This is a genomic window from Gordonia sp. VNK21 (genome assembly GCF_046098115.1).
Lineage (GTDB): Bacteria > Actinomycetota > Actinomycetes > Mycobacteriales > Mycobacteriaceae > Gordonia.
In genome coordinates this window covers 53,521-74,160 of sequence record NZ_JBJURU010000011.1, presented here as the reverse complement: position 1 = coordinate 74,160, position 20,640 = coordinate 53,521, and the positions used below count along the sequence as shown (strand labels likewise).

General features: G+C 69.1%; 20 protein-coding genes. 8 read left to right on the top strand and 12 right to left on the bottom strand.

What is annotated here, in order from left to right; genetic code table 11:
- Positions 1-162: 162 nt before the first annotated feature.
- Genes ACJMNC_RS13285 through mca form a run of 3 tightly spaced genes read right to left on the bottom strand, consistent with a single transcriptional unit; the run spans position 163 to position 3,381 of the window.
- The gene (locus ACJMNC_RS13285; RefSeq protein WP_408948431.1) at positions 163-2,199 is read right to left on the bottom strand and encodes a thioredoxin domain-containing protein; all 2,037 of its coding nucleotides are present in this window, start codon (positions 2,197-2,199) and stop codon (positions 163-165) included.
- A complete protein-coding gene (locus ACJMNC_RS13280; RefSeq protein ID WP_408948430.1) occupies positions 2,177-2,533 on the bottom strand; it encodes a hypothetical protein in 357 nt (118 codons plus the stop codon). The genes ACJMNC_RS13285 and ACJMNC_RS13280 overlap by 23 nt, the downstream gene beginning before the upstream one ends.
- On the bottom strand, positions 2,530-3,381 hold the full coding sequence (mca, locus tag ACJMNC_RS13275; RefSeq protein ID WP_408948557.1) for a mycothiol conjugate amidase Mca: 852 nt from the start codon (positions 3,379-3,381) through the stop codon (positions 2,530-2,532). Before mca ends, ACJMNC_RS13280 begins: the two co-directional genes overlap by 4 nt.
- Before the next feature lie 78 nt (positions 3,382-3,459).
- Between mca and ACJMNC_RS13270 the strand changes: the two genes are divergently transcribed.
- The 3 genes from ACJMNC_RS13270 (at position 3,460) to greA (ending at position 5,336) form a co-directional block, all read left to right on the top strand.
- Positions 3,460-3,918, top strand: coding sequence for a DUF4307 domain-containing protein (locus tag ACJMNC_RS13270; protein WP_408948429.1), 459 nt, complete (start codon positions 3,460-3,462; stop codon positions 3,916-3,918).
- A gap of 7 nt (positions 3,919-3,925) precedes the next feature.
- A complete protein-coding gene (locus ACJMNC_RS13265; RefSeq protein WP_408948428.1) occupies positions 3,926-4,663 on the top strand; it encodes a queuosine precursor transporter in 738 nt (245 codons plus the stop codon).
- Positions 4,664-4,844: 181 nt separating this feature from the next.
- A complete protein-coding gene (greA, locus tag ACJMNC_RS13260; protein WP_408948427.1) occupies positions 4,845-5,336 on the top strand; it encodes a transcription elongation factor GreA in 492 nt (163 codons plus the stop codon).
- A gap of 165 nt (positions 5,337-5,501) precedes the next feature.
- On the opposite strand, the gene ACJMNC_RS13255 is transcribed toward greA, so the two are convergent.
- The 3 genes from ACJMNC_RS13255 to ACJMNC_RS13245 all read right to left on the bottom strand — a co-directional run bounded on the left by ACJMNC_RS13255 (position 5,502) and on the right by ACJMNC_RS13245 (position 6,977).
- Positions 5,502-5,876 (bottom strand): helix-turn-helix domain-containing protein, encoded by a 375-nt coding sequence (locus ACJMNC_RS13255; RefSeq protein WP_408948426.1) that lies wholly within the window; start codon positions 5,874-5,876, stop codon positions 5,502-5,504.
- A gap of 103 nt (positions 5,877-5,979) precedes the next feature.
- On the bottom strand, positions 5,980-6,588 hold the full coding sequence (locus ACJMNC_RS13250) for a DUF3558 family protein (RefSeq protein ID WP_408948556.1): 609 nt from the start codon (positions 6,586-6,588) through the stop codon (positions 5,980-5,982).
- A gap of 59 nt (positions 6,589-6,647) precedes the next feature.
- On the bottom strand, positions 6,648-6,977 hold the full coding sequence (locus tag ACJMNC_RS13245; RefSeq protein ID WP_408948425.1) for a hypothetical protein: 330 nt from the start codon (positions 6,975-6,977) through the stop codon (positions 6,648-6,650).
- A gap of 269 nt (positions 6,978-7,246) precedes the next feature.
- Between ACJMNC_RS13245 and ACJMNC_RS13240 the strand changes: the two genes are divergently transcribed.
- Complete coding sequence (locus tag ACJMNC_RS13240; RefSeq protein ID WP_408948424.1) at positions 7,247-7,753, top strand: SRPBCC family protein; 507 nt, start codon at positions 7,247-7,249, stop codon at positions 7,751-7,753.
- Between the two features lie 123 nt (positions 7,754-7,876).
- Here the strand turns inward: ACJMNC_RS13240 and ACJMNC_RS13235 are convergent, their stop codons facing one another.
- The 3 genes from ACJMNC_RS13235 to ACJMNC_RS13225 all read right to left on the bottom strand — a co-directional run bounded on the left by ACJMNC_RS13235 (position 7,877) and on the right by ACJMNC_RS13225 (position 11,903).
- A complete protein-coding gene (locus ACJMNC_RS13235) occupies positions 7,877-9,022 on the bottom strand; it encodes a cystathionine gamma-synthase (RefSeq protein ID WP_408948423.1) in 1,146 nt (381 codons plus the stop codon).
- Positions 9,023-9,025: 3 nt separating this feature from the next.
- Positions 9,026-10,435, bottom strand: coding sequence for a cystathionine beta-synthase (locus ACJMNC_RS13230; RefSeq protein ID WP_408948422.1), 1,410 nt, complete (start codon positions 10,433-10,435; stop codon positions 9,026-9,028).
- Between the two features lie 85 nt (positions 10,436-10,520).
- On the bottom strand, positions 10,521-11,903 hold the full coding sequence (locus ACJMNC_RS13225) for a DHA2 family efflux MFS transporter permease subunit (RefSeq protein ID WP_408948421.1): 1,383 nt from the start codon (positions 11,901-11,903) through the stop codon (positions 10,521-10,523).
- Positions 11,904-11,976: 73 nt separating this feature from the next.
- Between ACJMNC_RS13225 and ACJMNC_RS13220 the strand changes: the two genes are divergently transcribed.
- The 3 genes from ACJMNC_RS13220 (at position 11,977) to ACJMNC_RS13210 (ending at position 14,865) form a co-directional block, all read left to right on the top strand.
- Positions 11,977-12,570, top strand: coding sequence for a TetR/AcrR family transcriptional regulator (locus tag ACJMNC_RS13220; RefSeq protein WP_408948420.1), 594 nt, complete (start codon positions 11,977-11,979; stop codon positions 12,568-12,570).
- A gap of 49 nt (positions 12,571-12,619) precedes the next feature.
- On the top strand, positions 12,620-13,843 hold the full coding sequence (locus ACJMNC_RS13215) for an acetyl-CoA C-acetyltransferase (RefSeq protein ID WP_408948419.1): 1,224 nt from the start codon (positions 12,620-12,622) through the stop codon (positions 13,841-13,843).
- 131 nt (positions 13,844-13,974) lie between these two features.
- Positions 13,975-14,865, top strand: a complete 891-nt coding sequence (locus ACJMNC_RS13210; protein WP_408948418.1) for a type IV toxin-antitoxin system AbiEi family antitoxin domain-containing protein — start codon at positions 13,975-13,977, stop codon at positions 14,863-14,865.
- Between the two features lie 68 nt (positions 14,866-14,933).
- Here the strand turns inward: ACJMNC_RS13210 and ACJMNC_RS13205 are convergent, their stop codons facing one another.
- Genes ACJMNC_RS13205 through ACJMNC_RS13195 form a run of 3 tightly spaced genes read right to left on the bottom strand, consistent with a single transcriptional unit; the run spans position 14,934 to position 18,761 of the window.
- Entirely contained in the window at positions 14,934-15,812 is an 879-nt protein-coding gene (locus ACJMNC_RS13205) for a Bax inhibitor-1/YccA family protein (RefSeq protein ID WP_408948417.1), read from the bottom strand.
- Between the two features lie 60 nt (positions 15,813-15,872).
- Positions 15,873-16,508: a TetR/AcrR family transcriptional regulator gene (locus tag ACJMNC_RS13200; protein WP_408948416.1), complete on the bottom strand. Its 636-nt coding sequence runs from the start codon at positions 16,506-16,508 to the stop codon at positions 15,873-15,875.
- A gap of 39 nt (positions 16,509-16,547) precedes the next feature.
- Complete coding sequence (locus tag ACJMNC_RS13195) at positions 16,548-18,761, bottom strand: MMPL family transporter (protein WP_408948415.1); 2,214 nt, start codon at positions 18,759-18,761, stop codon at positions 16,548-16,550.
- A 122-nt stretch (positions 18,762-18,883) separates the two neighbouring features.
- Between ACJMNC_RS13195 and ACJMNC_RS13190 the strand changes: the two genes are divergently transcribed.
- Positions 18,884-20,047: a phosphotransferase family protein gene (locus ACJMNC_RS13190; protein ID WP_408948414.1), complete on the top strand. Its 1,164-nt coding sequence runs from the start codon at positions 18,884-18,886 to the stop codon at positions 20,045-20,047.
- Positions 20,048-20,640: the final 593 nt, after the last annotated feature.

Below are 20,640 nucleotides of genomic sequence, written 5' to 3'. Positions count from 1 at the left end.
ACTGCTTCGGCTCCGGGTTGTGGCGTGCGCGCAGAATCTAGCGCTTCATCGCGGCCCCACCCGGAGCCTCGATAAAGCGCCAATAGGTGCGCGCGACGATGTTCACGCGTTCGAGATTAGCACCACGGTCCGGGTGCGGCCACAGCAGGTGAGCCAGACCACTCAGCGCAGCAGTGCGGCGAGGCCGTCCTCGTCGGTCACCGGCAGCCCGCACACCTGCCCGCGGCAGACGTAGGCGGCGTCGGCGCCGTCGACCGGGCCGCGTCCGTCGAGCAGCGGCAGTGCATCCCGTGCCCCGCTGACCACCACCGCCCCGCCCGGGGCCAACCGATGGGCGGCATCGGCGAGGTCGCCTGCGCCGCCGCCGGTCTCGGCGACCGCCACCTGCAGCGGTCCGCCGACAACGGTCAGCGCCACAGCCATCCAGTGCCCGGCCGAGCGCGGCGCCTGCGCCACGATCAGACCCGCGCGGGCCAGTGTCCGATCGGCCAGCTCCCGGTAGCGCGGGGCCGCCTCGTCGTCGGCGAGCAGCGAGGCGGTGAGCAGTGCCTCGGCGAGCAGCGAGGCACCCGACGGGGTGGCCCCGTCCACCGGGTCGCGCGGCCGGGTGAGCAGATCGCCGGGCGGAGCGTCATACCAGGCGCCGGGTTCGGCATCGTCGGCGAAGACCGCGATCGCGGTGTCGAGCAGTTCCAGGGCCCGGTCGCGCCAGCTCCGCTGCCCGGTCACCTGGTGCAGGGCCAGCAGCGCGGTGACGAAGGCCGCGTGGTCGTCGAGTGCGGCCAGCGGCGCACCCGCCCGGCCGCCCAGCGAGACCCGGCGCAGAACGCCGTCGACGCGGTGCCGCGACCAGAGCTGTTCGGCGCAGTCCGCGGCGCGGTCGATCCACGACGGCTCCCCGAGGCCGGCCCCGGCTTCGGCGAGCGCGGTGATCGCCAGGGCATTCCAGACCACCACGACCTTGTCGTCGCGGTCCGGCTGCGGGCGCTGCGCGCGGGCCGCACGCAGCCGGCTGCGCACCGAGTCGAACCGTCCGGCGTCGCCGGGATCGGCCGGCAGTTGCAGCGTCGACGTGCCGTGCTCGAAGGTGCCGGCGTCGGTGACCGCGAACAGTCCGGCCGCCCAATCGCCGTCGTCGTCGCCGAGAACCTCGCGCAGCTGGGCGGGCGTCCACACGTAGGTGAGCCCTTCGACGCCGTCGGTGTCCGCGTCGAGCGACGACGCGAAGCCGGTGCCGGTCCACAGCTGCTCGTCGAGGAAGCCGACGGTCTCGCCGGCGATGCGCCGCGCCAGCGGATCGCCGGTGCGCCGGGCCAGATGCGCGTAACCGCGCAGCAGCAGCGCGTTGTCGTAGAGCATCTTCTCGAAGTGCGGGACCACCCACGCCCCGTCGACGGTGTACCGGGCGAAGCCTCCGTCCAGCTGGTCGTAGAGGCCGCCGCGCGCCATGACCTGCGCCGTCCGCACCGCCGCGGCCAGCGCGGCCTCGCCGTCGGCACCGAGATACTCCCCGGCCCGCACCAGCGCCTCGAGCAGCGCCGACGGCGGGAACTTGGGTGCGCCGCCGAAGCCGCCGTGCACCGGATCCTCGTCGGCGAGCACCTGCCCGATCGCCGTGGACAGGGCCGCCGCGTCGAGCGCCGGACCGGCCGGCAGCGCGGTGCCGGCGGCCTGCAGGTGTTCGGTGATCCGCTCCCCGGCGGTGCGCACCTCGTCGCGTTTGTCGGTCCAGGTGCGGCTGATCGCGGTCAGAACGTCGGGGAAGCCGGGCATGCCGGGCCTGCCGACCGGCGGGTAGTAGGTGCCGCAGTAGAACGGCCGGCCTTCCGGGGTGAGGAAGCAGGTCATCGGCCAGCCGCCCTGACCGGTGGTGGCCACCGTCGCAGCCATGTAGATCGCGTCGATGTCGGGCCGCTCCTCGCGGTCGACCTTGATGCACACGAAGTCGCGGTTCATCTGCTCGGCGATCGCCGCGTTCTCGAAGCTCTCGTGCGCCATCACATGGCACCAGTGACAGGCGGCGTAGCCCACCGACAACAGCACCGGCACATCCCGCGTGCGGGCCTGCTCGAAGGCCTCGTCGCACCAGGGGAACCAGTGCACGGGATTGTCCGCGTGCTGGCGGAGATACGGGCTCGACGCGTCGCCGAGCCGATTGTGTCCGGGGGTTCCGGCGTCAGCCGGCGGCACCGGAGTCATCACTGCGCTCGGAGCGGCTGGTGTGCGCCGGATCGCCCCGCTGCACCTCGTCGGAGTCCGTGTCCGGCTCCGTCCCGGTCTCGGCGGCACCGTCGACGGTGTCGGTGCCCTCGTCGAAAGCCTGATCGGCTTCCGGATGGTCCGCGTCGAAGCTGTCGGGCAGCTTGCGCAACTGCCGGTTCATCGACCGGATGAGCAGGAAGACCGCCACCAGCAGGACGACGATCACCAGCAGCCCCACCGGGGAGGCCTTGCCGAACTCCGGGCCCTTGGTGTCCTCGTCGGCGGCCAGATAGACCGCGTCGGTGGCGAGGGCGAGAAGGGAGGTGGTCATGGTTGCTCGATTCCGGCGAAGAGGTCGTTCTCGGGGAGCACCGTCTGCACGCGGGTCTGCGCCAGCTCGAACTCCTCGGTCGGCCACAGCCGCTGCTGCCATTCCAGCGGAACCGCGAAGAAGAAGCCGTTCGGATCGATCTGGGTCGCGTGCGCGCGCAGCGCGTCGTCACGCTGCGGGAAGTACTCGGCGCACTCCACCTGAGTGGTCACACGGGCCATGAGATCACCTTGCTCACGCTTCCACTTTGCCAGCCAATCCTTAAAAGGGCTCTCCTGGCCGTGTTTCTCGAACTCGTCCGAGAAGCGATGGATGCGGTCGCGGATGAAACCGTGCGTGTAGTACAGCTTCAGCGGCGTCCACGGCTCCCCCGCCTCCGGATAGGCGTCCGGGTCGCCGGCCTGCTCGAAGGCGGCGACGGAGACCTCGTGGCAGCGGATGTGATCGGGGTGCGGGTAACCGCCGTTCTCGTCGTAGGTGATGATCACGTGCGGCCGGAAGTCGCGGACCACCTCGACGAGCTTGCCGGTGGACTCCTCGAGCGGCACCAGCGCGAAGCAGCCCTCGGGCAGCGGCGGCAGCGGATCGCCCTCCGGCAGCCCCGAGTCCACATAGCCGAGCCAGGTCTGCTGCACGCCGAGCGCCGCGGCCGCCGCCGCCATCTCGGACTTGCGGATCTCGCTCAGGTTCTCCTTGACCCCGGGCCGGTCCATCGCCGGGTTCAGGATGTCGCCGCGCTCCCCACCGGTGAGGGTGACCACCAGCACTTCGTGACCCTGGTCTGCGTATTTGGCCAGGGTCGCGGCAGCCTTACTCGACTCGTCATCGGGATGGGCGTGCACCGCCATCAGCCGCAGACGCTCCGTGCTAACGCTCACGCTTCCTCACCTTCGCTAGCTGTTCCCCTTCATGGTAGGTATTGACGCGTGAGCAGTTCAGACGGGGTCTCCGACCAGCCCAAACCACAGAGTGGTCCGCGGGCCACATATCCGGTGGAGCGATCCCCGTCGAGCCGGCGGCGCTGGTTCATCGTCGCGTCGATCGCCGTGGTGCTGGCCGGTATCGGCGTCGCCTATCTCGGATTCCGCAACTACGGCGACCCGGACGTCTCCGGCGAGGCCACCGGCCACGAGATCCTGGCCGCCGACACCGTCGCCGTGCAGTACACCGTCAACCGCAAGTCCCCGGGCAATCCGGTGGCCTGTGTGGTGCGCGCCCGCGCCCAGGACGGGGCGGAGGTGGGCCGCCGTGAGGTCCTGGTGCCGGCCGGCGATCAGCAGCAGGTCGGCATGCGCAGCTACGTTCACACCTCCCGACGGGCCGTCATCGGCGAGGTCTTCGGGTGCACCACCGATGTTCCGCCGTATCTGAAACCCGAGGAGTAACCCACCCATGAAGTCTGGGCAGACCGCCGCGGCAGCGCCTGAAGCGCGCACCTCGCGAGCGGTCTTTGCACGTGTGTCCACCCCCTACTATCCGGTCCTGATGTCGCTGTTCGTCGGCATCATGCTGATCAGCAATATCGCCGCCACCAAAGGCGTCGGCCTCTTCGGCGGCTGGCTGGTGACCGACGGCGCATTCTTCCTCTTCCCGCTGAGCTACGTCATCGGCGACGTCATCAGCGAGGTCTACGGCTTCAAGGCGATGCGCAGGACCATCCTCACCGGCTTCGGCATCCTCCTGCTCGCCTCCCTCGCGTTCACCGCGACCATCGAACTGCCCCCACTCGACGACTACGAGAATCAGGAAGCCCTCGAATCCGTGGTCGGTGCGGTGCCGCAGCTCGTCGCCGCCAGCCTGGCCGGCTACCTGGTGGGCGAATTCCTCAACTCCTATGTGCTGGTCAAGATGAAGGCGCGCACCGGCGAACGCCGGCTGTGGGCGCGACTCATCGGCTCGACCGTGGTCGGCGAGTTCTTCGACACTCTGGTCTTCTGCTCGATCGCCGCACCGGTCATCGGCGCGACCAGTTTCGGTTCCTACGTCAGTTATGTGGTCGCCGGCTTCGTGTGGAAGACGGCCGTGGAGATCATCGTCATGCCCGGCACCTATGCCGTGGTGAGGTATCTCAAACGCGCCGAGCCGAGCTACGCCGAAGAGCTGCAACGCAACCCGGCGCCACAGGCCTGATATTCCCCCGATCGGCCGATGAATCGCCAGGTCGCCGACGTCGGTCGACGGCGCCGGCCGCACACCACGCGTGTGCAGTGAGCCACATCGGCTGGTACCCTGGACAGCGCACGGCCCCGGAAGGGGTCGTGTTGCTGTATTTAGAGCGCAGTCCAATGGCGGACAGCAAAGGAGACCCACCATGACCGAGGCCAACGTGACGTGGCTGACCCCCGAGTCGGCGCAGCGTCTGAAGTCGGAACTTGATTCGCTGATCGCGAACCGTGAGGTCATCGCTGCCGAGATCAACGAGCGTCGCGAAGAGGGCGACCTGAAGGAGAACGGCGGCTATCACGCGGCCCGCGAGGAGCAGGGCCAGCAGGAGGCCCGGATCCGCCAGCTGCAGGATCTGCTGAGCAACGCCAAGATCGGCGAGGCCCCCACCCAGTCGGGTGTGGCACTGCCCGGTTCGGTGGTGACCGTGTACTTCGGGTCCGACGAGAAGGACACCGAGACCTTCCTGATCGCCACCCGCGAGGAGAGCATCGCCGCCGATATCGAGGTGTACTCGCCGAACTCGCCGCTCGGTGCCGCGATCATCGACGCGAAGGTCGGCGAGAGCCGGACCTACACCGTTCCCAGCGGCGCGGAGATCACCGTGACCCTGGCGAGTGCCGAGCCGTACCAGCCCTGAGCGACGCCGCCGGGCTGATCGCCCGGGAGGCGCCGGCGCTGCCGACGACCGGACACCGAAGGCCGGACCGCAACGAGGCGGTCCGGCCTTCGGCATCGGTCCTGCCCGGCGTCCGGATCCGGGTGGTCGGTCGTCGTGATCAGTCGTCGTGATCAGTCGTCGCGGTCAGTCGTCCGCCGGCGGCTTGCCCTTGTTGAGGAGCAGGTGCAGATCGTGTTCGACGCGGGAGATCGCCCGCGTCGAGACGTTCTCGGTGGACTCGTGCGGCGGCACCACGCTCGCATCGGGCATGAGGTAGACGGCCGGGATGTTCAGGGCATGGGCCAGCCGGTAGACGGTCGAGAGCTGCGGATCACTCAGATACGGATCCCGATTGCTGGTGCCCCGCTCGAGGTTCGAGACCGCATTGCGGTGCATACCGCTGCGATGGGCCAGCTCCTCCTGCGAGAAGCCGCGCGCCTTGCGCAGTATCACCAGCCGGCGGCCGAACGAGAACGCGTAGCTCTCCCAGTCGAGGGATCCACGTTCTCTGGCAGGCACCTATCCAATGTGACCGTTGCACATCAAAATGTCTGCCCACCGTGTTGTGAATCTTCTTGCCTCCCACAGCGATTGACCCCGCCGCCGTCATGGCAGCGGCGCATCAGCGAGGCATCTCAGCGATCGTCGCGCGGGTGAATGCGATTGCGCGAGCGCAGATCTCGTCCGACGGAGGGTGCGGCAGCGAGACATGAGTGACAAGCGTCGTCACCGCCGCACGCCCTGACTGGACGTAGGTGTCACACGAGGACCCGTCTGAAAAGTGGTGCACCCCGACAGCCCGTTCTCCTATCAGCACATCTGGAAGCCAGATATCAACGGCAGTTGACGCACGCTCTTTCTCGGCGCTCAGGCTCGCCGAGTTGCCGACGAACTGACTAATTCTCCAGTCTGCTAGCGAACCCGCACGGTAGTCCCATGTACACCCACGAAGAGTCTGCCCGTCCGTACCGGCGGCGTCTCGAACAGTTGATGCCGCAACTCCCAGACTCTCAAGCTCTCGGACCGTCAACGCTGTGCACGGCTCATAGACGGTGCCATTGTTCGCAGGATTCCAGCGGTGCGCATGACGCGTCTCAAACGGTAACCGGCGGCCGAGGTCATCCACCTGGCGAATCTCAGTGTTCTCGGCACTCGGTACCGACTGAGCAGGGTTCTCAGATGCCTTGACTGCCATTCCCCCTTTTGACCCACAGGCAACGGCGGCAGCCATCGCAATGACCACCAGCAACAGCAACAGCAAGCCGCATTGCCTAGGCCGCTCGATACGCCTCATTCGGACGCGCATCCACATTCGTCAGCAAGGCTGATCTGCTGGCCGGCGGCCTCACAGGACCTAGCAAGCCCGCGGACGTCCTTGGCCTCAACTAAAAGGCCAACTGCTGCCTGCTCAAGACACATCCGAAGCAGACCGTAGAGGCTTTCGCCTTCAAGACAACCGGACCCAAAAGTATTGCGCAGAACAACCTTGGTTAGCGCCTCGCCCAAATCCCCCAACTCGTCGGCCGCTTCTCGCGCGACCTGCGCGCGGTACTGCCAGACGGCTTCGTCGGAAACCAACCACGCCATTGCCCGCTCCCCTTCGTCCTCGGCCGGCGACACCGGCCTGCCTGCATCCCCGGCGGCCGGCGCCGTGGATCCAGTTGTGGCGGAACCCGACTCCCCCGCAGCCGGGCTCCGCCACAACTCCCCCCAACACAACGACGATCAGCGGACCTCCCCCGACTATCGCGCTTTTCGTCGTTATGCAGATTAGACGCAGCGGAGCCCGGTTCGGTTCCATCTTTTCCGAAACTTCTTTCCGGCCACCCCGGTGCGCCGGCGACATTCGGCATTGTCGGCCAGGTCACCACCGGTTACACTCGGCCACCATGTCGTATCAGCTCGAGTCCTTCGACGAGTCCTTCTTCGACTCGGCGCCCCTCTCCTACACCATCGACGTGGACATCCCGGTCGCGCCCGAGGTCGCCTGGGCCGAATTCACCCGGCAGAACACCCTCGACTGGTGCCGTGCGCTCAGCTCGATCGAATACACCTCGCCCCAGCCCTACGGCGCCGGCACCACCCGCACGGCAGTGCTTGCACCGGGCTTTCTCAAGCTGCAGGAGAAGTTCTTCCTCTGGGACGAGGATCCGGCCGCATCGACCTTCAAGCACGCCTTCCACGGTGTGGAGGTGAATGTGCCGGGCCTGCAGCGCTTCGGGGAGTTCACCGAGGTCTCCCCCAGCAGCAACGGATCCCGGCTGGTTTGGCGCTTCGCATTGGACTTCGCCGGCCCGCGCCTGCCCGGATTCCTGTCCGCGCCGGTCGCCAATGCGGCGTTCGGCACCGTGCGCACCGACACCATCAAGCATTTCGCCACCTTCGGGCGCGGCTGAGACCCGACGGGGCGAGAACCGACTCGGCGAGAACCGACTGGGCGAGCACCGACTACGCGAGAACCCCGGCGCCTTCCGCAGTTGCGGCGGCGCCGGGGTTCTCGGCTCTGCGGTGAGGTCGGCTCAGGACAACGCCTGATCGACGTCGGCGATCAGATCGTCGATGTCCTCGATGCCCACCGACAGCCGCACCAGATCGTCCGGGACCTCGAGCAGCGAGCCGGCCGTCGACGCGTGCGTCATGGCCCCCGGATGCTCGATCAGCGACTCGATACCGCCGAGCGACTCGGCCAGCGTGAACACCTTGGTGCGAGCACAGAAGTCGAGTGCCGCTTCCTTGCCGCCGGACAGCCGCACCGAGATCATGCCGCCGTAGCGGCGCATCTGCGTAGCGGCCGCGTCATGGCCGGGATGCTCGGCCAGCCCCGGGTACAGGACGGTGTCGATCTTGCTGTGCGCGCCGAAGAACTCGACCAGCTTCTCCGCGTTGTCGCAGTGCCGGTCCATCCGCACGGCCAGAGTCTTGATGCCGCGCAGCGTCAGGTAGGCGTCGAACGGGCCCGGCACCGCGCCCGCACCGTTCTGCAGGAAGGCGATGTCGGCGTCGAGCTGCTCGTCGTCGGTGACGATCGCACCGCCGACCACGTCGGAGTGACCGCCCAGGTACTTGGTGGTCGAATGCAGCACCACGTCCGCCCCCAGCGTGAGCGGCTGCTGCAGATACGGGGTGGCAAAGGTGTTGTCCACCACCAGCTTCGCGCCACCGGCATGCGCGACGTCGGCGAGCGCGGCGATGTCGCCGATGTTCAGCAGCGGGTTGGTGGGCGTCTCCACCCACACGAGCTTGGTCTTGTCGGTCATCGCCGCGGCCACCGCCTCCGGATCGATCACCGGCGCCACCGAGTACTCGATGCCCCACTGCGAGAAGACCTTGTCGATCAGCCGGAAGGTGCCGCCGTAGGCGTCGTTCGGGATCACCAGGTGATCGCCGGGCCGCAGTCCGGCCCGGAGCATCGCGTCGGTCGCCGCCATTCCGGAGGCGAAGCCGCGCCCGTAGGTGCCGCTCTCGATGGCCGCGATGTTGGCCTCGAGCGCCCGTCGGGTCGGGTTGCCGGTCCGCGCGTACTCGAAGCCGTCGCGCATGCCGCCGACGCCGTCCTGAGCGAACGTGGAGCTCGCGAAGATCGGCACGTTCACCGCGCCGGTTCGCGGGTCCGGGTCCCAACCCGCGTGGATCGCCTGGGTGGAAAATCCTGAATCGTTGCTCACTGTCTACTTCTCCTGCTGCTGCGTGACGATCGGGTGACTGCTGGCGAAGGACAGCAGGTCGTGGCGGGTGATCACGCCGATCGGCTTACCGTCCTCCACCACCATCAACGCATCGGAGGTGCTCAGTGCTTCCATGGCGGCCGAGACCGGCTCACCCGAGCCGATCAGCGGGAAGGCCGGGCCCATATGCGCCGACACCGGATCGGCCAGGCTCGCCCGCCCCTCGAAGACCGCGCTGAGCAGGTCGCGCTCGGTCACCGCACCGGCGATCTCGCCGGCCATGATCGGCGGTTCGGCACCGACGACCGGCATCTGGGAGACCCCGTACTCGCGCAGGATCTCGATCGCGTCGCGGATCGTCTCCTGCGGGTGGGTGTGCACCAGATCGGGCAGCGAACCGCCCTTGCCCCGCAGCACGTCGCCGACCAGCGATTCGGCACGCGTGGGGTCGAGCGGGGTCCGCAGGAACCCGTAGCTGCTCATCCAGTCGTCGTTGAAGATCTTCGACAGGTAGCCGCGGCCGCCGTCGGGCAGCAGCACCACGACCACCGCGTCGGGCCCTTCGCGTTCGGCCACCTCCAGCGCGGCGACGACGGCCATGCCGCACGAGCCGCCGACCAGCAGGCCCTCCTCGCGGGCCAGCCGCCGGGTCATCTCGAAGGAGTCGGCGTCCGAGACGGCGATGATCTCGTCCGGGATGGTCGGGTCGTAGGCGTCCGGCCAGAAGTCCTCGCCGACGCCCTCGACCAGATACGGCCGTCCGGAGCCGCCGGAGTACACCGAGCCCTCCGGATCCACGCCGACCACCTTGACGCGGCCCTCGGACGCCTCCTTGAGGTAGCGCCCGGTTCCGGTGATGGTGCCACCTGTGCCGACGCCGGCCACGAAGTGCGTCACCCGCCCCTCGGTGTCGCGCCAGATCTCCGGACCGGTGGTCTCGTAGTGGCTGCGCGGGCCGTTCGGATTGGCGTACTGGTTGGGCTTCCACGCCCCGGGGACCTCGCGGGCCAGCCGGTCGGAGACGCTGTAGTAGCTGTCCGGGTGCTCGGGCGGCACCGACGTGGGACACACCACGACCTCGGCGCCGTAGGCGCGCAGCACATTGCGCTTGTCCTCGGCCACCTTGTCCGGGCACACGAAGATGCACTTGTAGCCGCGCTGCTGGGCCACCAGGGCCAGCCCGACGCCGGTGTTGCCGGAGGTCGGCTCGACGATGGTGCCGCCGGGCTTGAGCTCGCCGGACTCCTCGGCCGCATCGATCATGCGGGTGGCGATCCGGTCCTTGGAGCTGCCGCCGGGATTGAGGTACTCGATCTTGGCCGCGACCAGACCCGAGCCCGGCTTGACCACAGAGTTCAACTTGACCAGCGGGGTGTCACCCACCAGATCGACGATGTGATTGGCGATGCGCATGCCTCCATCGTCCCAGACGCACCCGGTGCACCGAAATCTGGAGCCGCCGATCGGCCGCCGTGCACAAAACTCGGCTCGCCGGGGTCTATCCGGAGGCGGTGGCGTGGGCCGGAAGCCGCAGGGCCAGCAGCGCACCCACCGCCGCCAGGACGGCCGCCAGCGCGAAGGCCGTGTGGAATCCGCTCTCCGAGGTGGCCGCCGATGCCAGCACCGCCGCCATCACCGCGGTGCCGAAGGATCCGCCGAGTTGCTGAAAGGTCCGGGTCACGATGCTCACGTCGTGCCGCTGATCCATCGGCAGGTCGTAGAAGCCGGCCGCCATCAGCGGCGAGAGCAGCATGCCCAGACCCATGCCGCGCAACAGCAGCATCACCGAGAGCCAGACGAGGTTCGTCGACGGCCCGGCGAACGCGAACGGGACGGTAGTGAGCGCCACCGCCACGAAACCGGCGACCGCGACCCACCGCGGCCCGATCGAATCCGTCAGCCGTCCGGCCGCCCCGCGGGTCGCGAACGTTCCGATGCCCTGCGGGATCAGCAGCAGCGCGGCGGCGAGCACCGATTGACCGCGCAGTTGCTGGAAGTACAGCGGCAGCACCAGCAGCGCGGCGAAGGTGCCCACGCTGAAGAAGAAGAGGCCGGCCGACGACGCCGCCACCGTCCGGCGCCGCAGCACCTGCACGTCCACCAGGACCCGTGTGCCCGGTCCGCGCATCCCGCGAACGGCGAAGGCGACGAGCAGTGTCAGCCCGGCGATCAGCGGGACGTAGCAGGCCGGCCGGGTCAGCCCGTATTCGGCGTAGGTCAGCGCAAGCAGCACCCCGGCCAGTCCGGGAGCCGCGAGCAGCAGACCGACGACGTCGAGCCTGGCACCGGCCCGGTCACCGGTGTCCCGATCGTCGGGAATGCGCCGGGCCAGCCATATCGCGACGAGCACCAGCGGGATGTTGACCAGGAAGAGCCAGCGCCAGTCGAGCCAGTGCAGCAGCAGTCCGCCCACGATGGGGCCGACGATCGGCGCCAGCGCGGTGGGCGTGGCCACCATCGCCACCAGTTGTCCGGCGGCCCGGCCGCGGCTGGCGGCGATCAGGATCGAGGTCATCAGCGGGAAGAGCAGGCCCGCGCCGATGCCCTGCACGGCGCGGAAGGCGATCAGCGAACCCACATTCCACGCTGCGGCGCACAGCACCGAGCCGAGCAGGAACACCGCGAGCCCGGCCAGCCACACCCTCCGAGATCCCCATCGGCGCGCCGCCCAGCCGCAGATCGGGACGGTGAGCGAGAACGCGAGCAGGTAGGCCGTGACCACCCATTGCACGGCGCCGACGCCGGCCTGAAGATCGCGTCCGAGGTCGTCGACGGCGATGTTCAGCATGGTGGTGTCCATCAACGGCCCGAGCAGCCCGGCGATCACCGCCCAGACCACCCGCCGCGCCTCCGGCGAGGCCTTCTCTGACGCCCTCAGCATCCACCCACCTCCCGGATAAGATCCACTTGTGTATCTCTATGCGAAGAGTAGGACCCGGAGTTAAGATACGCAAGTGGATCTTGACGAAGGGGCGCGGACCACTCGCCGTCGTGGCGCGGAACTCGAAGCCGCCATCCTCGACGCCGCCTGGGATGTGCTGACCGAACGCGGATATGCGCGTCTGACCATCGAGGCCGTCGCCGAACGCGCCCAGACCAGCCGTCCGGTGCTCTACCGCCGCTGGCCCACCCGTGCCGACCTTCTGCGCGCGGCCATCGAACACCATCGCGCCCAGCACGTCACCGCGGTACCGGACACCGGCTCACTGCGCGGGGACGTCCTCGCCGCACTGCGCGACCTGAACCGTCACCGGGCCGACGTGGTGATCGTGCTCGGCACGGCGCTCAGCGACTACTACGCCGAGACCGGATCGTCGCCCGAGGAGCTCCGCCGGCTCATCCTCGGCAACCGGCGCACCATGGACACGATCCTCGAGCGGGCCGCGGCGCGCGGCGAGCTGGATCCGGCACGTCTCAGCCCGATGATCAGGACCCTTCCGTTCACCCTTCACCGACACGAACTGCTGATGACCCTGCGTCCGGCAAGCGATGCGTTCCTGGTCACGGTCGTCGACGAGGTCTTCCTCCCCCTGGCGACCGGACGCTAGCCACCCCTATCGGCCCCGCAGTTCACACCGCCCGAGTAGCGTGTCAGTCATGCCTGAAGCTGTCATCGTTGCCCATGCCCGTTCCCCCATCGGCCGCGCCGGTAAGGGATCCCTCAAGGACATCCGTCCCGACGAACTCTCCCGCCAGATGGTGGCCGCCGCACTCGCCAAGGTGCCGCAGCTCGACGTCGCCGACATCGAGGACATCCACTGGGGCATCGGCCAGCCGGCCGGCCAGGGCGGATTCAACATCGGCCGCGTGATCGCCGTCGAGCTCGGCCTCGACCACGTGCCCGGCGTGACCGTGAACCGCTACTGTTCGTCGTCGCTGCAGACCACCCGGATGGCCATGCACGCCATCCGCGCGGGCGAGGCCGACGTGATTATCTCCGGTGGCGTGGAGAGCGTCTCCTCGTTCGGTGTCTCCGGCGCCGCCGACGGCCTGCCGAACTCGTACAACCCGGAGTTCGACGAGGCCCAGGCCCGCACCGCCAAGGCCGCCGAGGGCGGTGCCGGCGTGTGGCACGACCCGCGCGAGGACGGCCTGCTGCCGGACGTCTACATCGCGATGGGCCAGACCGCGGAGAACGTCGCCAGCTACACCGGCATCTCCCGTGAGGACCAGGACCGCTGGGGCGTGCGCAGCCAGAACCGCGCCGAGCAGGCCATCGCCGACGGCTTCTTCGCCCGCGAGATCGATCCGGTCACCCTCCCCGACGGCACCGTGGTCTCCACCGACGACGGCCCGCGCGCCGGCACCACCTACGAGAAGATCAGCCAGCTCAACCCGGTCTTCCGCCCGGACGGCACCATCACCGCCGGCAACGCCTGCCCGCTCAACGACGGCGCCGCCGCCCTGGTGATCATGAGCGACACCAAGGCCAAGGAGCTGGGGCTGACCCCGCTCGCCCGGGTCGTCGCGACCGCGGCCACCGGCCTGAGCCCGGAGATCATGGGCCTGGGCCCGATCGAGGCCGTGCGCAAGGTGCTGCGCATCGCGGGCATGTCCATCAAGGACATCGACCTCTACGAGATCAACGAGGCCTTCGCCGTGCAGGTGCTCGGTTCGGCCGACGCCCTGGGCATGGACCACGACCGGCTGAACGTCTCGGGCGGCGCCATCGCGCTGGGCCACCCGTTCGGCATGACCGGTGCCCGCATCACCACCACCCTGCTGAACAACCTGCAGACCCACGACAAGACCTTCGGCATCGAGACCATGTGCGTCGGCGGCGGCCAGGGTATGGCGATGGTGCTCGAACGCCTGAGCTGATCCTCCGGCCTCTGCGTATCTGCACAAACTTGGGCGACTCAACCGACCTCTGAGGTCGGTTGAGTCGCCCAAGTTCTGTGACATCGCCGCTGGCGATGGAACCGGACGCCGCTTCGGCGCGTCCAATCTAGATGAACACCACCGGAGTCCCCGCCGTGGAGGCCCATCTGGCCGACCATGACGGCATCATCACCACCGAGCAGGCTTACGCCCTGGGCCTGAGCGAACGCCAGGTGCGGCGGCTGGCCACCACCGGACGCTGGCAACGGCTGGCCCGCGGGGTCTATCTGTCGGCGCAACACCACTTCACCGACCGGGCCCGGCTGCGCGCCGCCGTCGCGGCCCACCACGGCGTCGCCGATCGCACCGCCGCCGCCTTCTGGCACGGACTGCTCGACGACCTCCCGCCGCGGGTCACCCTGAGTGCGCCGCGCAGCACCCGCGGCAGCGCACAGGGGCCGCTCGCGGTCTCGGTGAGACGCCGGACCTTCCCCGACGAGGACGTCGAAATGCTCGGCGGGCTGGCCGTCACGCGCCGGCCGCTGACGGTGCTCGCCGCCGCGGGCGAACTCGACGACGGCGCGGCGCTGATCGACCGCAGCCTGCAGACCGGCGCGGTGAGCGTCGAAGCACTCTGCCGATCACTCGACCGCAACACCGGCAAGCACGGTCTGGCGGTGGCGCGCGAGCTGGTCCGGGTGCTCACCGTGGGCAGCCAATCCGAGGCCGAGCGCCGGTGGGTGGACCTGCTGACTCTGCACCGGATCGACGGCTGGGTGCAGCAGTATCCGTTCGGCCACTGGACGCTCGACTTCGCCTGGCCCGCGCTGAAGGTGGCCGTGGAGATCCAGGGCTGGGCCTATCACCGGGATGCGCGGCGCTTCCAGGCCGATACGGCCAAGGCCGCCGCTCTCGCCGCCGCCGGCTGGCTGGAGCTGCCGTTCACCTGGCATCACCTGACCGGCGATCCGGAGCGGTGCGTGGCGCAGCTGTGCTCAGCACTGAACCAGCGGATCGCCTGACCGCCCGCAGACGACTGCCGCCTCCCCGGCAGACCGGGGAGGCGGCAGTACGACGATCAGCGGGCGATCTAGTCGCTGTTCAGGTAGCTGAGCAGCCGCAGGATCTCCACGTACAGCCAGACCAGGGTGACGGTCAGGCCCAGGGCGACGCCCCACGCGGCCTTGGCCGGCGCGCCGGCGCGGATCAGCTGGTCGGCGGCGTCGAAGTCCACCAGGAACGAGAACGCGGCCAGGCCGATGCACACCAGCGAGAAGATGATCGCGATGGTGCCGCCGTCGCGCAGCGGGGAGACGGCGCCGAAGGCGGCCATGATCAGGTTGCCGACCATCAGCACCAGCACGCCGATGATGGCGGCGGTCAGAGCCCGGGTGAATCGCGGGGTGACCCGGATGGCGCCGGTCTTGTAGACGACCAGCATGCCGACGAAGACGCCGATGGTGCCGAGCACCGCCTGCCCGATGAGCGACGACGCCGACGCCGTGCTCACCGACATGTTGGCGAACAGGAACGAGATGGCGCCCACGAAGAGGCCCTCGAAGGCGGCGTACGAGAGGACGATCGCCGGGTTGTCCTGCTTGCGGCCGAAGCTGGCGATCATCACCAGAACGAAGCCGCCGATACCGCCGACGGCGACCAGCGGCACGGCCAGCTTCATCCGCTCGGCGTCGGTGTCGCCGCCGGTCGCGATGATGGCGTAGGCCGCCACCGCGAAGGCGATCAGCACGCCGAGGGTCGCCGCGGTCTTGGTGACGACGTCGTCGATGGTGATCTGCCGGCTGGTGGTGCTGGGCACGTAGCCGGGCTCGGTGTACGGGTTGGCCTGCTGCTGGCCGTAGGTCGAGGCCATCTGGCCGGCGCCGGCCATACCGGCGCCGAAGCCCGCGTAGGGGGCCGGCTGGTTATCGCGGACCACGCCGCGCATAACCGGATTACTGCTTTCGCGCACTCTCTTGCTCCTTCACAGGGGTGGTGCCGAACGTCTCTCGTAGCGAACAGCTCACTGTACTCAACGCACGGGCGGCCGTTGTGGTTCCGACTTTACCGTTTCTTGACTAAGGCCGCTGATCACCGCCCGCACAACGTTCTCGGCGATCGACAGATCGTCGCCCCACGGCAGCCCCGGCCTGGCGGTCATCAGGTCGGCGACGCCGTGCGCGGCGGACCACAGTCCCAGCACGGTCGAGGTGACGTCGCCGGCCGGCAGCAGGCCGGCCGCCATCGCCTCGCGGACCGTCTCGCCGAGGTGCTGGAAGGCCGAGGCCATCAGCACCTGATCGGTCTGGGTGGGTCTGTCGGACGGATGCGAGAACGCGGTCTGAAAGACCACCGGGTTGTCGATGGCGAACTGCACGTAGGCCATCCCCTGCGCCACACCGCGTTCGACGAGGTCGTCGATCCCCTCGGCGGCCGCGACCATTACGGCGTCGAACTGCTCGAAGAACCGTCCGCACACCGCCTCGATCAGCGCTTCCTTGTCGGCGAAGTGCAGGTAGATGGCCGGCGGCGTGACGCCGACGCGGCCGGCGACGGCCCGGATCGAGACCCTGGCCTCGCTGCCCTGCTCGATCAGCAGCTCGGTGGCCGCCTGCAGGATCTCGTCGGCGAGGATCTCGCCGGATCCGCGCGGCGAACGCTTCCGCACGAAACAGCGACTGTCACTGCCCGGCACCGCACACCTCCGTCATTCCTCGGTCAGCCCGATCCGGTCGTGCAGCCGGCGCAGCGGCCCAGGCGCCCACCAGTTCCACCGGCCGGCCAGGCGCATGAAGGCCGGCACCAGCACCATCCGGATCAGGGTGGCATCCATCAGCACCGCCAGCGCCAGTCCCACACCGAACATTCGCATGAATGACACCTCGGAGGCGGCGATCCCGGCGAAGACGATGGCCATCAGCAACGCGGCTGCGGTGACCACCCTGCCGGTGCGGGCCAGGCCGACGGCCACCGCGTGATCGTTGTCGGCCCGGGTGCGCCCGGAGGCGAGCCATTCCTCCCGGATCCGGCCGAGCAGGAAGACCTCGTAGTCCATGGACAGTCCGAAGGCGATGCAGAACATCAGCACCGGCATGGTGGCCACCAGCATGCCGGTGGAGGTGGTGCCGAGTCCGTCGAGGTGTCCGTCCTGGAAGATCCAGACCATCGCGCCGAAGGTGGCCGTCAACGACAGCACGTTGAGCACGAGCGCCTTGAACGGCAGGACGACGCTGCCGGTGAACAGGAACAGCAGCAGATAGGTGGCCACCGCGATCGTCAGCAGCACCCACGGCAGATAGTGGAACAGCGAGTCGACGGTGTCGGCGTTGGCCGCGGCCAGCCCGCTGAAGCTGACCCTCGCATCGGTCGGCTGCGGGACGGCGCGCAGGGCGCGCAGCTGGTCTTCACCGGCATCGCTGAGCGGTTCGGTGTCGCTGAGCACGCTCAGCAGCGCGATCCCGTCTTTGCTGGTGCCGTCGGTGGCCGGCGCCACCCGGGCGCCGTCGGCGAAGCCGCCCACCGGACCGGTCACCATGGTCACGCCCGGCACCTGTGAGAGGGCGGCCGCGTAGTCGGCGAGCGGCTGCTCGGCGATGCCGCCTTCGACCACCAGCGGCACTGTGCCGGCGCTGCTCTGGTCGTAGTCGGCGCGGATCTCCTGCTGGATGGCATGCGAGCTGGCCGAGGCCGGCAGCACCCGGTCGTCGGGGAAGCCGAACTTGATGCCGCCGAACGGCAGGCCGAGCACTACCAGCAGCACGACGACGGCCAGGCCCGCCGGCACCGCCCGGCGCAGCACCCACTGCGCGACCCGGTACCAGCCGGTCTCCTCGATCGGTTTGGCCACCGGCTCGCCGCGCCGGAGCAGCCGGCGCACGGGCCGGCGCAGGTCGAGTGCGTCGACCCGGTCGCCGAGGACCATCAGCAGTGCCGGGGTGACGATCACGGCCGCGGCCACCGCCACGATCACCACCCCGATGCCTGCGTAGGCGAACGAGCGCAGGAAGTACATCGGGAAGATGGCGAGTGCGGCCAGCGCCAGGCCCACCGTGATCGCCGAGAAGACGACGGTGCGGCCGGCGGTGTTGATCGTCCGCACGATCGCCTCGGGCCGGTCGCGGCCGGCGGCCACCTCCTCGCGGTAGCGGGTGACGATGAGCAGCGTGTAGTCGATGGCCAGGGCCAGACCCATGGCGGTGGTCAGGTTCAGGGCGAAGATCGAGACGTCGGCGAACAGCGTGATCAGTCGCAGCAGCGCCAGGGTGCCGACGATCGCGACGATGCCCACCAGGACCGGCAGGGCGGCAGCGACGACGCCGCCGAAGACGACGATCAGCAGCAGGAAGCTGATCGGGATGGCGATGGCCTCGGCCACCGCGAGGTCTCTGGAGGTCTGGTCGTTGATCTGCTGGAAGACCAGCGCCTGGCCGCCGACCCGCACGCTGATCCCGTCACGCTCGCCGGTGAACGTCGACGCGATGTGTTCGGCGTGGCCGGGCGCGAACTCGTCGCCGCCGGAGACGCCGGCGACGATCTGGGTGGAACTCTTGTCGCGGCTGAGCAGCTCGCCCGCCAGATCGGGTGCGGTCCAGATCGACAGGATGGGCTGCTGCACGTACGGCAGCGCGGCCAGTTCCTCGGTGATCCGGGTGCCGACGGCGGCGCCGGCCGGGTCGGTGGAGATGTCGGTTCCGGCCGGGGCGTCGAGTTTGATCACCACCTCCGGTCCGCCCTGACCGAAGGTCTGGTCGATGACCCGGGCGGCGCGGGTGGATTCGGAACCGGGGTCCTCGAAGCCGCCGGAGAGCATGCGTTCGGCGGCGCCGATGCCGTAGATCCCGGCCAGCGCCAGCAGCACGACGGTCAGCGTCAGCACGAGCCGGGGTGCGGCGATCACCCGCCGGGTCAGTCGCTCGAGCATGGTCAGGCCCTCCGATCCATCCGTTATCGGCGATAAGTTATCAGGAGTAAGTCAGCGGTGGAAGACCGGCGATTCCGGCCGGGACCGCCCCACCGGCCCGTCCACCGTGTTTCCATGGCCGTGTGACCCAACTCTCATCCGATGAAGGCGGCGAACTCGCCCGGCCCGCGGAATCACGCAGCGACCCCGAACTCCTCCGCACCCGGCTGGAGACCTGGATCCGCGGCAAGGCCGGCCCGGACGCCGCCGTCACCCGGGTCGAGGTGCCGTCGGCCAACGGCATGTCGTCCGAGACCCTGCTGGCCGACGCCCGCTGGGACGGCAGCGAGCACGCCCTGGCCGTGCGGATCGCACCGTCCGCGCAGAGCGATCCGGTCTTCGAGTCGTACGATCTGCCCGGACAGTTCCAGGTGATCGGCCACGTCGCCGCACACACCGCGGTCCCGCTGCCCGAGCTGCTGTGGTGCGAGCCGGACACCGGACCGCTGGGCGCGCCGTTCTTCGTGATGTCCCGGGTGGACGGCCGCATCCCGCCGGACGTGATGCCCTACACCTTCGACTCCTGGGTGACCGCGGCCTCCGATGCGCAGCGCGCCGAGCTCACCCGCAACTCGGTCGCCGTGCTCGCGCAGGTGCATTCCGCCCCGATCGACGGCGCGGGCCTGGAGCAGCCTCAGCCCGGTGAGACGCCGCTCACCGCGCACGTCCGGAGGCTGCGCGCCTTCTACGACTGGGCCAGCACCGGCCGGGCCGGGGCCCCGCTGATCGAACGCGGCTTCGGCTGGATCCTCGAGAATCTGCCGGAGGAGACCGATCCGGTGCTGTGCTGGGGCGACGCCCGGATCGGCAACATCATCTACGGCGAGAACGATTTCGCGCCTCGGGCGGTCCTCGACTGGGAGATGGCGGCGATCGGCCCGCGGGAGCTGGACGTGGCGTGGATGATCTTCATCCACCGCTTCTTCCAGGATCTGACGGTGGCCGCCGGTCTGGCCGGGCTGCCGTACTTCCTGCGCCGCGCCGACGTCGTCGACCACTATGCGGAGCGGACCGGCTACCGGCCGCAGCACATGGACTTCTACACCCTCTACGCCGCGCTCATCCACGCCGTGGTCATGTACCGGGTCACCACCCGTACCATCCACTTCGGGCAGGCCGTCGAACCCGACGACCCGGACGACATGATCATGCACCGCGCGACCCTCGAGGCGATGCTGGCCGGAACCTACTGGACGGAGCTGCCGTGTCATGCCGTCGGGCCGGTCTGGCCGCCGGTGGCAGTCTAGGACCTTCTTCGCCACCTACTTCTAGTAGGTGCGGTGCAGGTCGAGGGCGCCCGGCTAGCGGCGGTAGAGGGTCAGCTCCTGGCGGGCTCCGCGCTTTAGCAAGAGCGGCATCTACTACAACGGCTAGGCCCGCAGCGGGGTCGTGTCGTGGCCTAGCCAGAGGAGGCCGTCTAAGAGCTCCTAGGTCGGCTTCGGCGCAAGCTAGTCGCCCCGGGGCCGGGCCGGCCACGACCGGGTCAGCATCTTCCGCGCGTCGGAGGCCTGCACGCGCCACTCGCCGCAGAGTGGCCCGACTCCGACGAGGTCCGGGCGCGGCAGCTAGCCCCGCCTTACGTGGACGCGCTCGTGCCGCTGGCTCAACGCCCACTCGAGCCGCGCGACGCGTAGCCTCCGGCGCCAGTGGGTCCTCAGCTTCCACATCCCGTAGTGCAGGCCGCCCTACGCCGGCAGGTGGGCCCTGTAGTGCTTCTTGCCGCGCGGGTCGCCAGGCCACAGGCCGAGCGTGGTGTCGTCGAGCCCGTCGCCCTGGCGCCACACACGCCGCTGCACCGGCTAGTGGACCTTGACAGGCCCGTCTAGCATGCTGAGCTTCT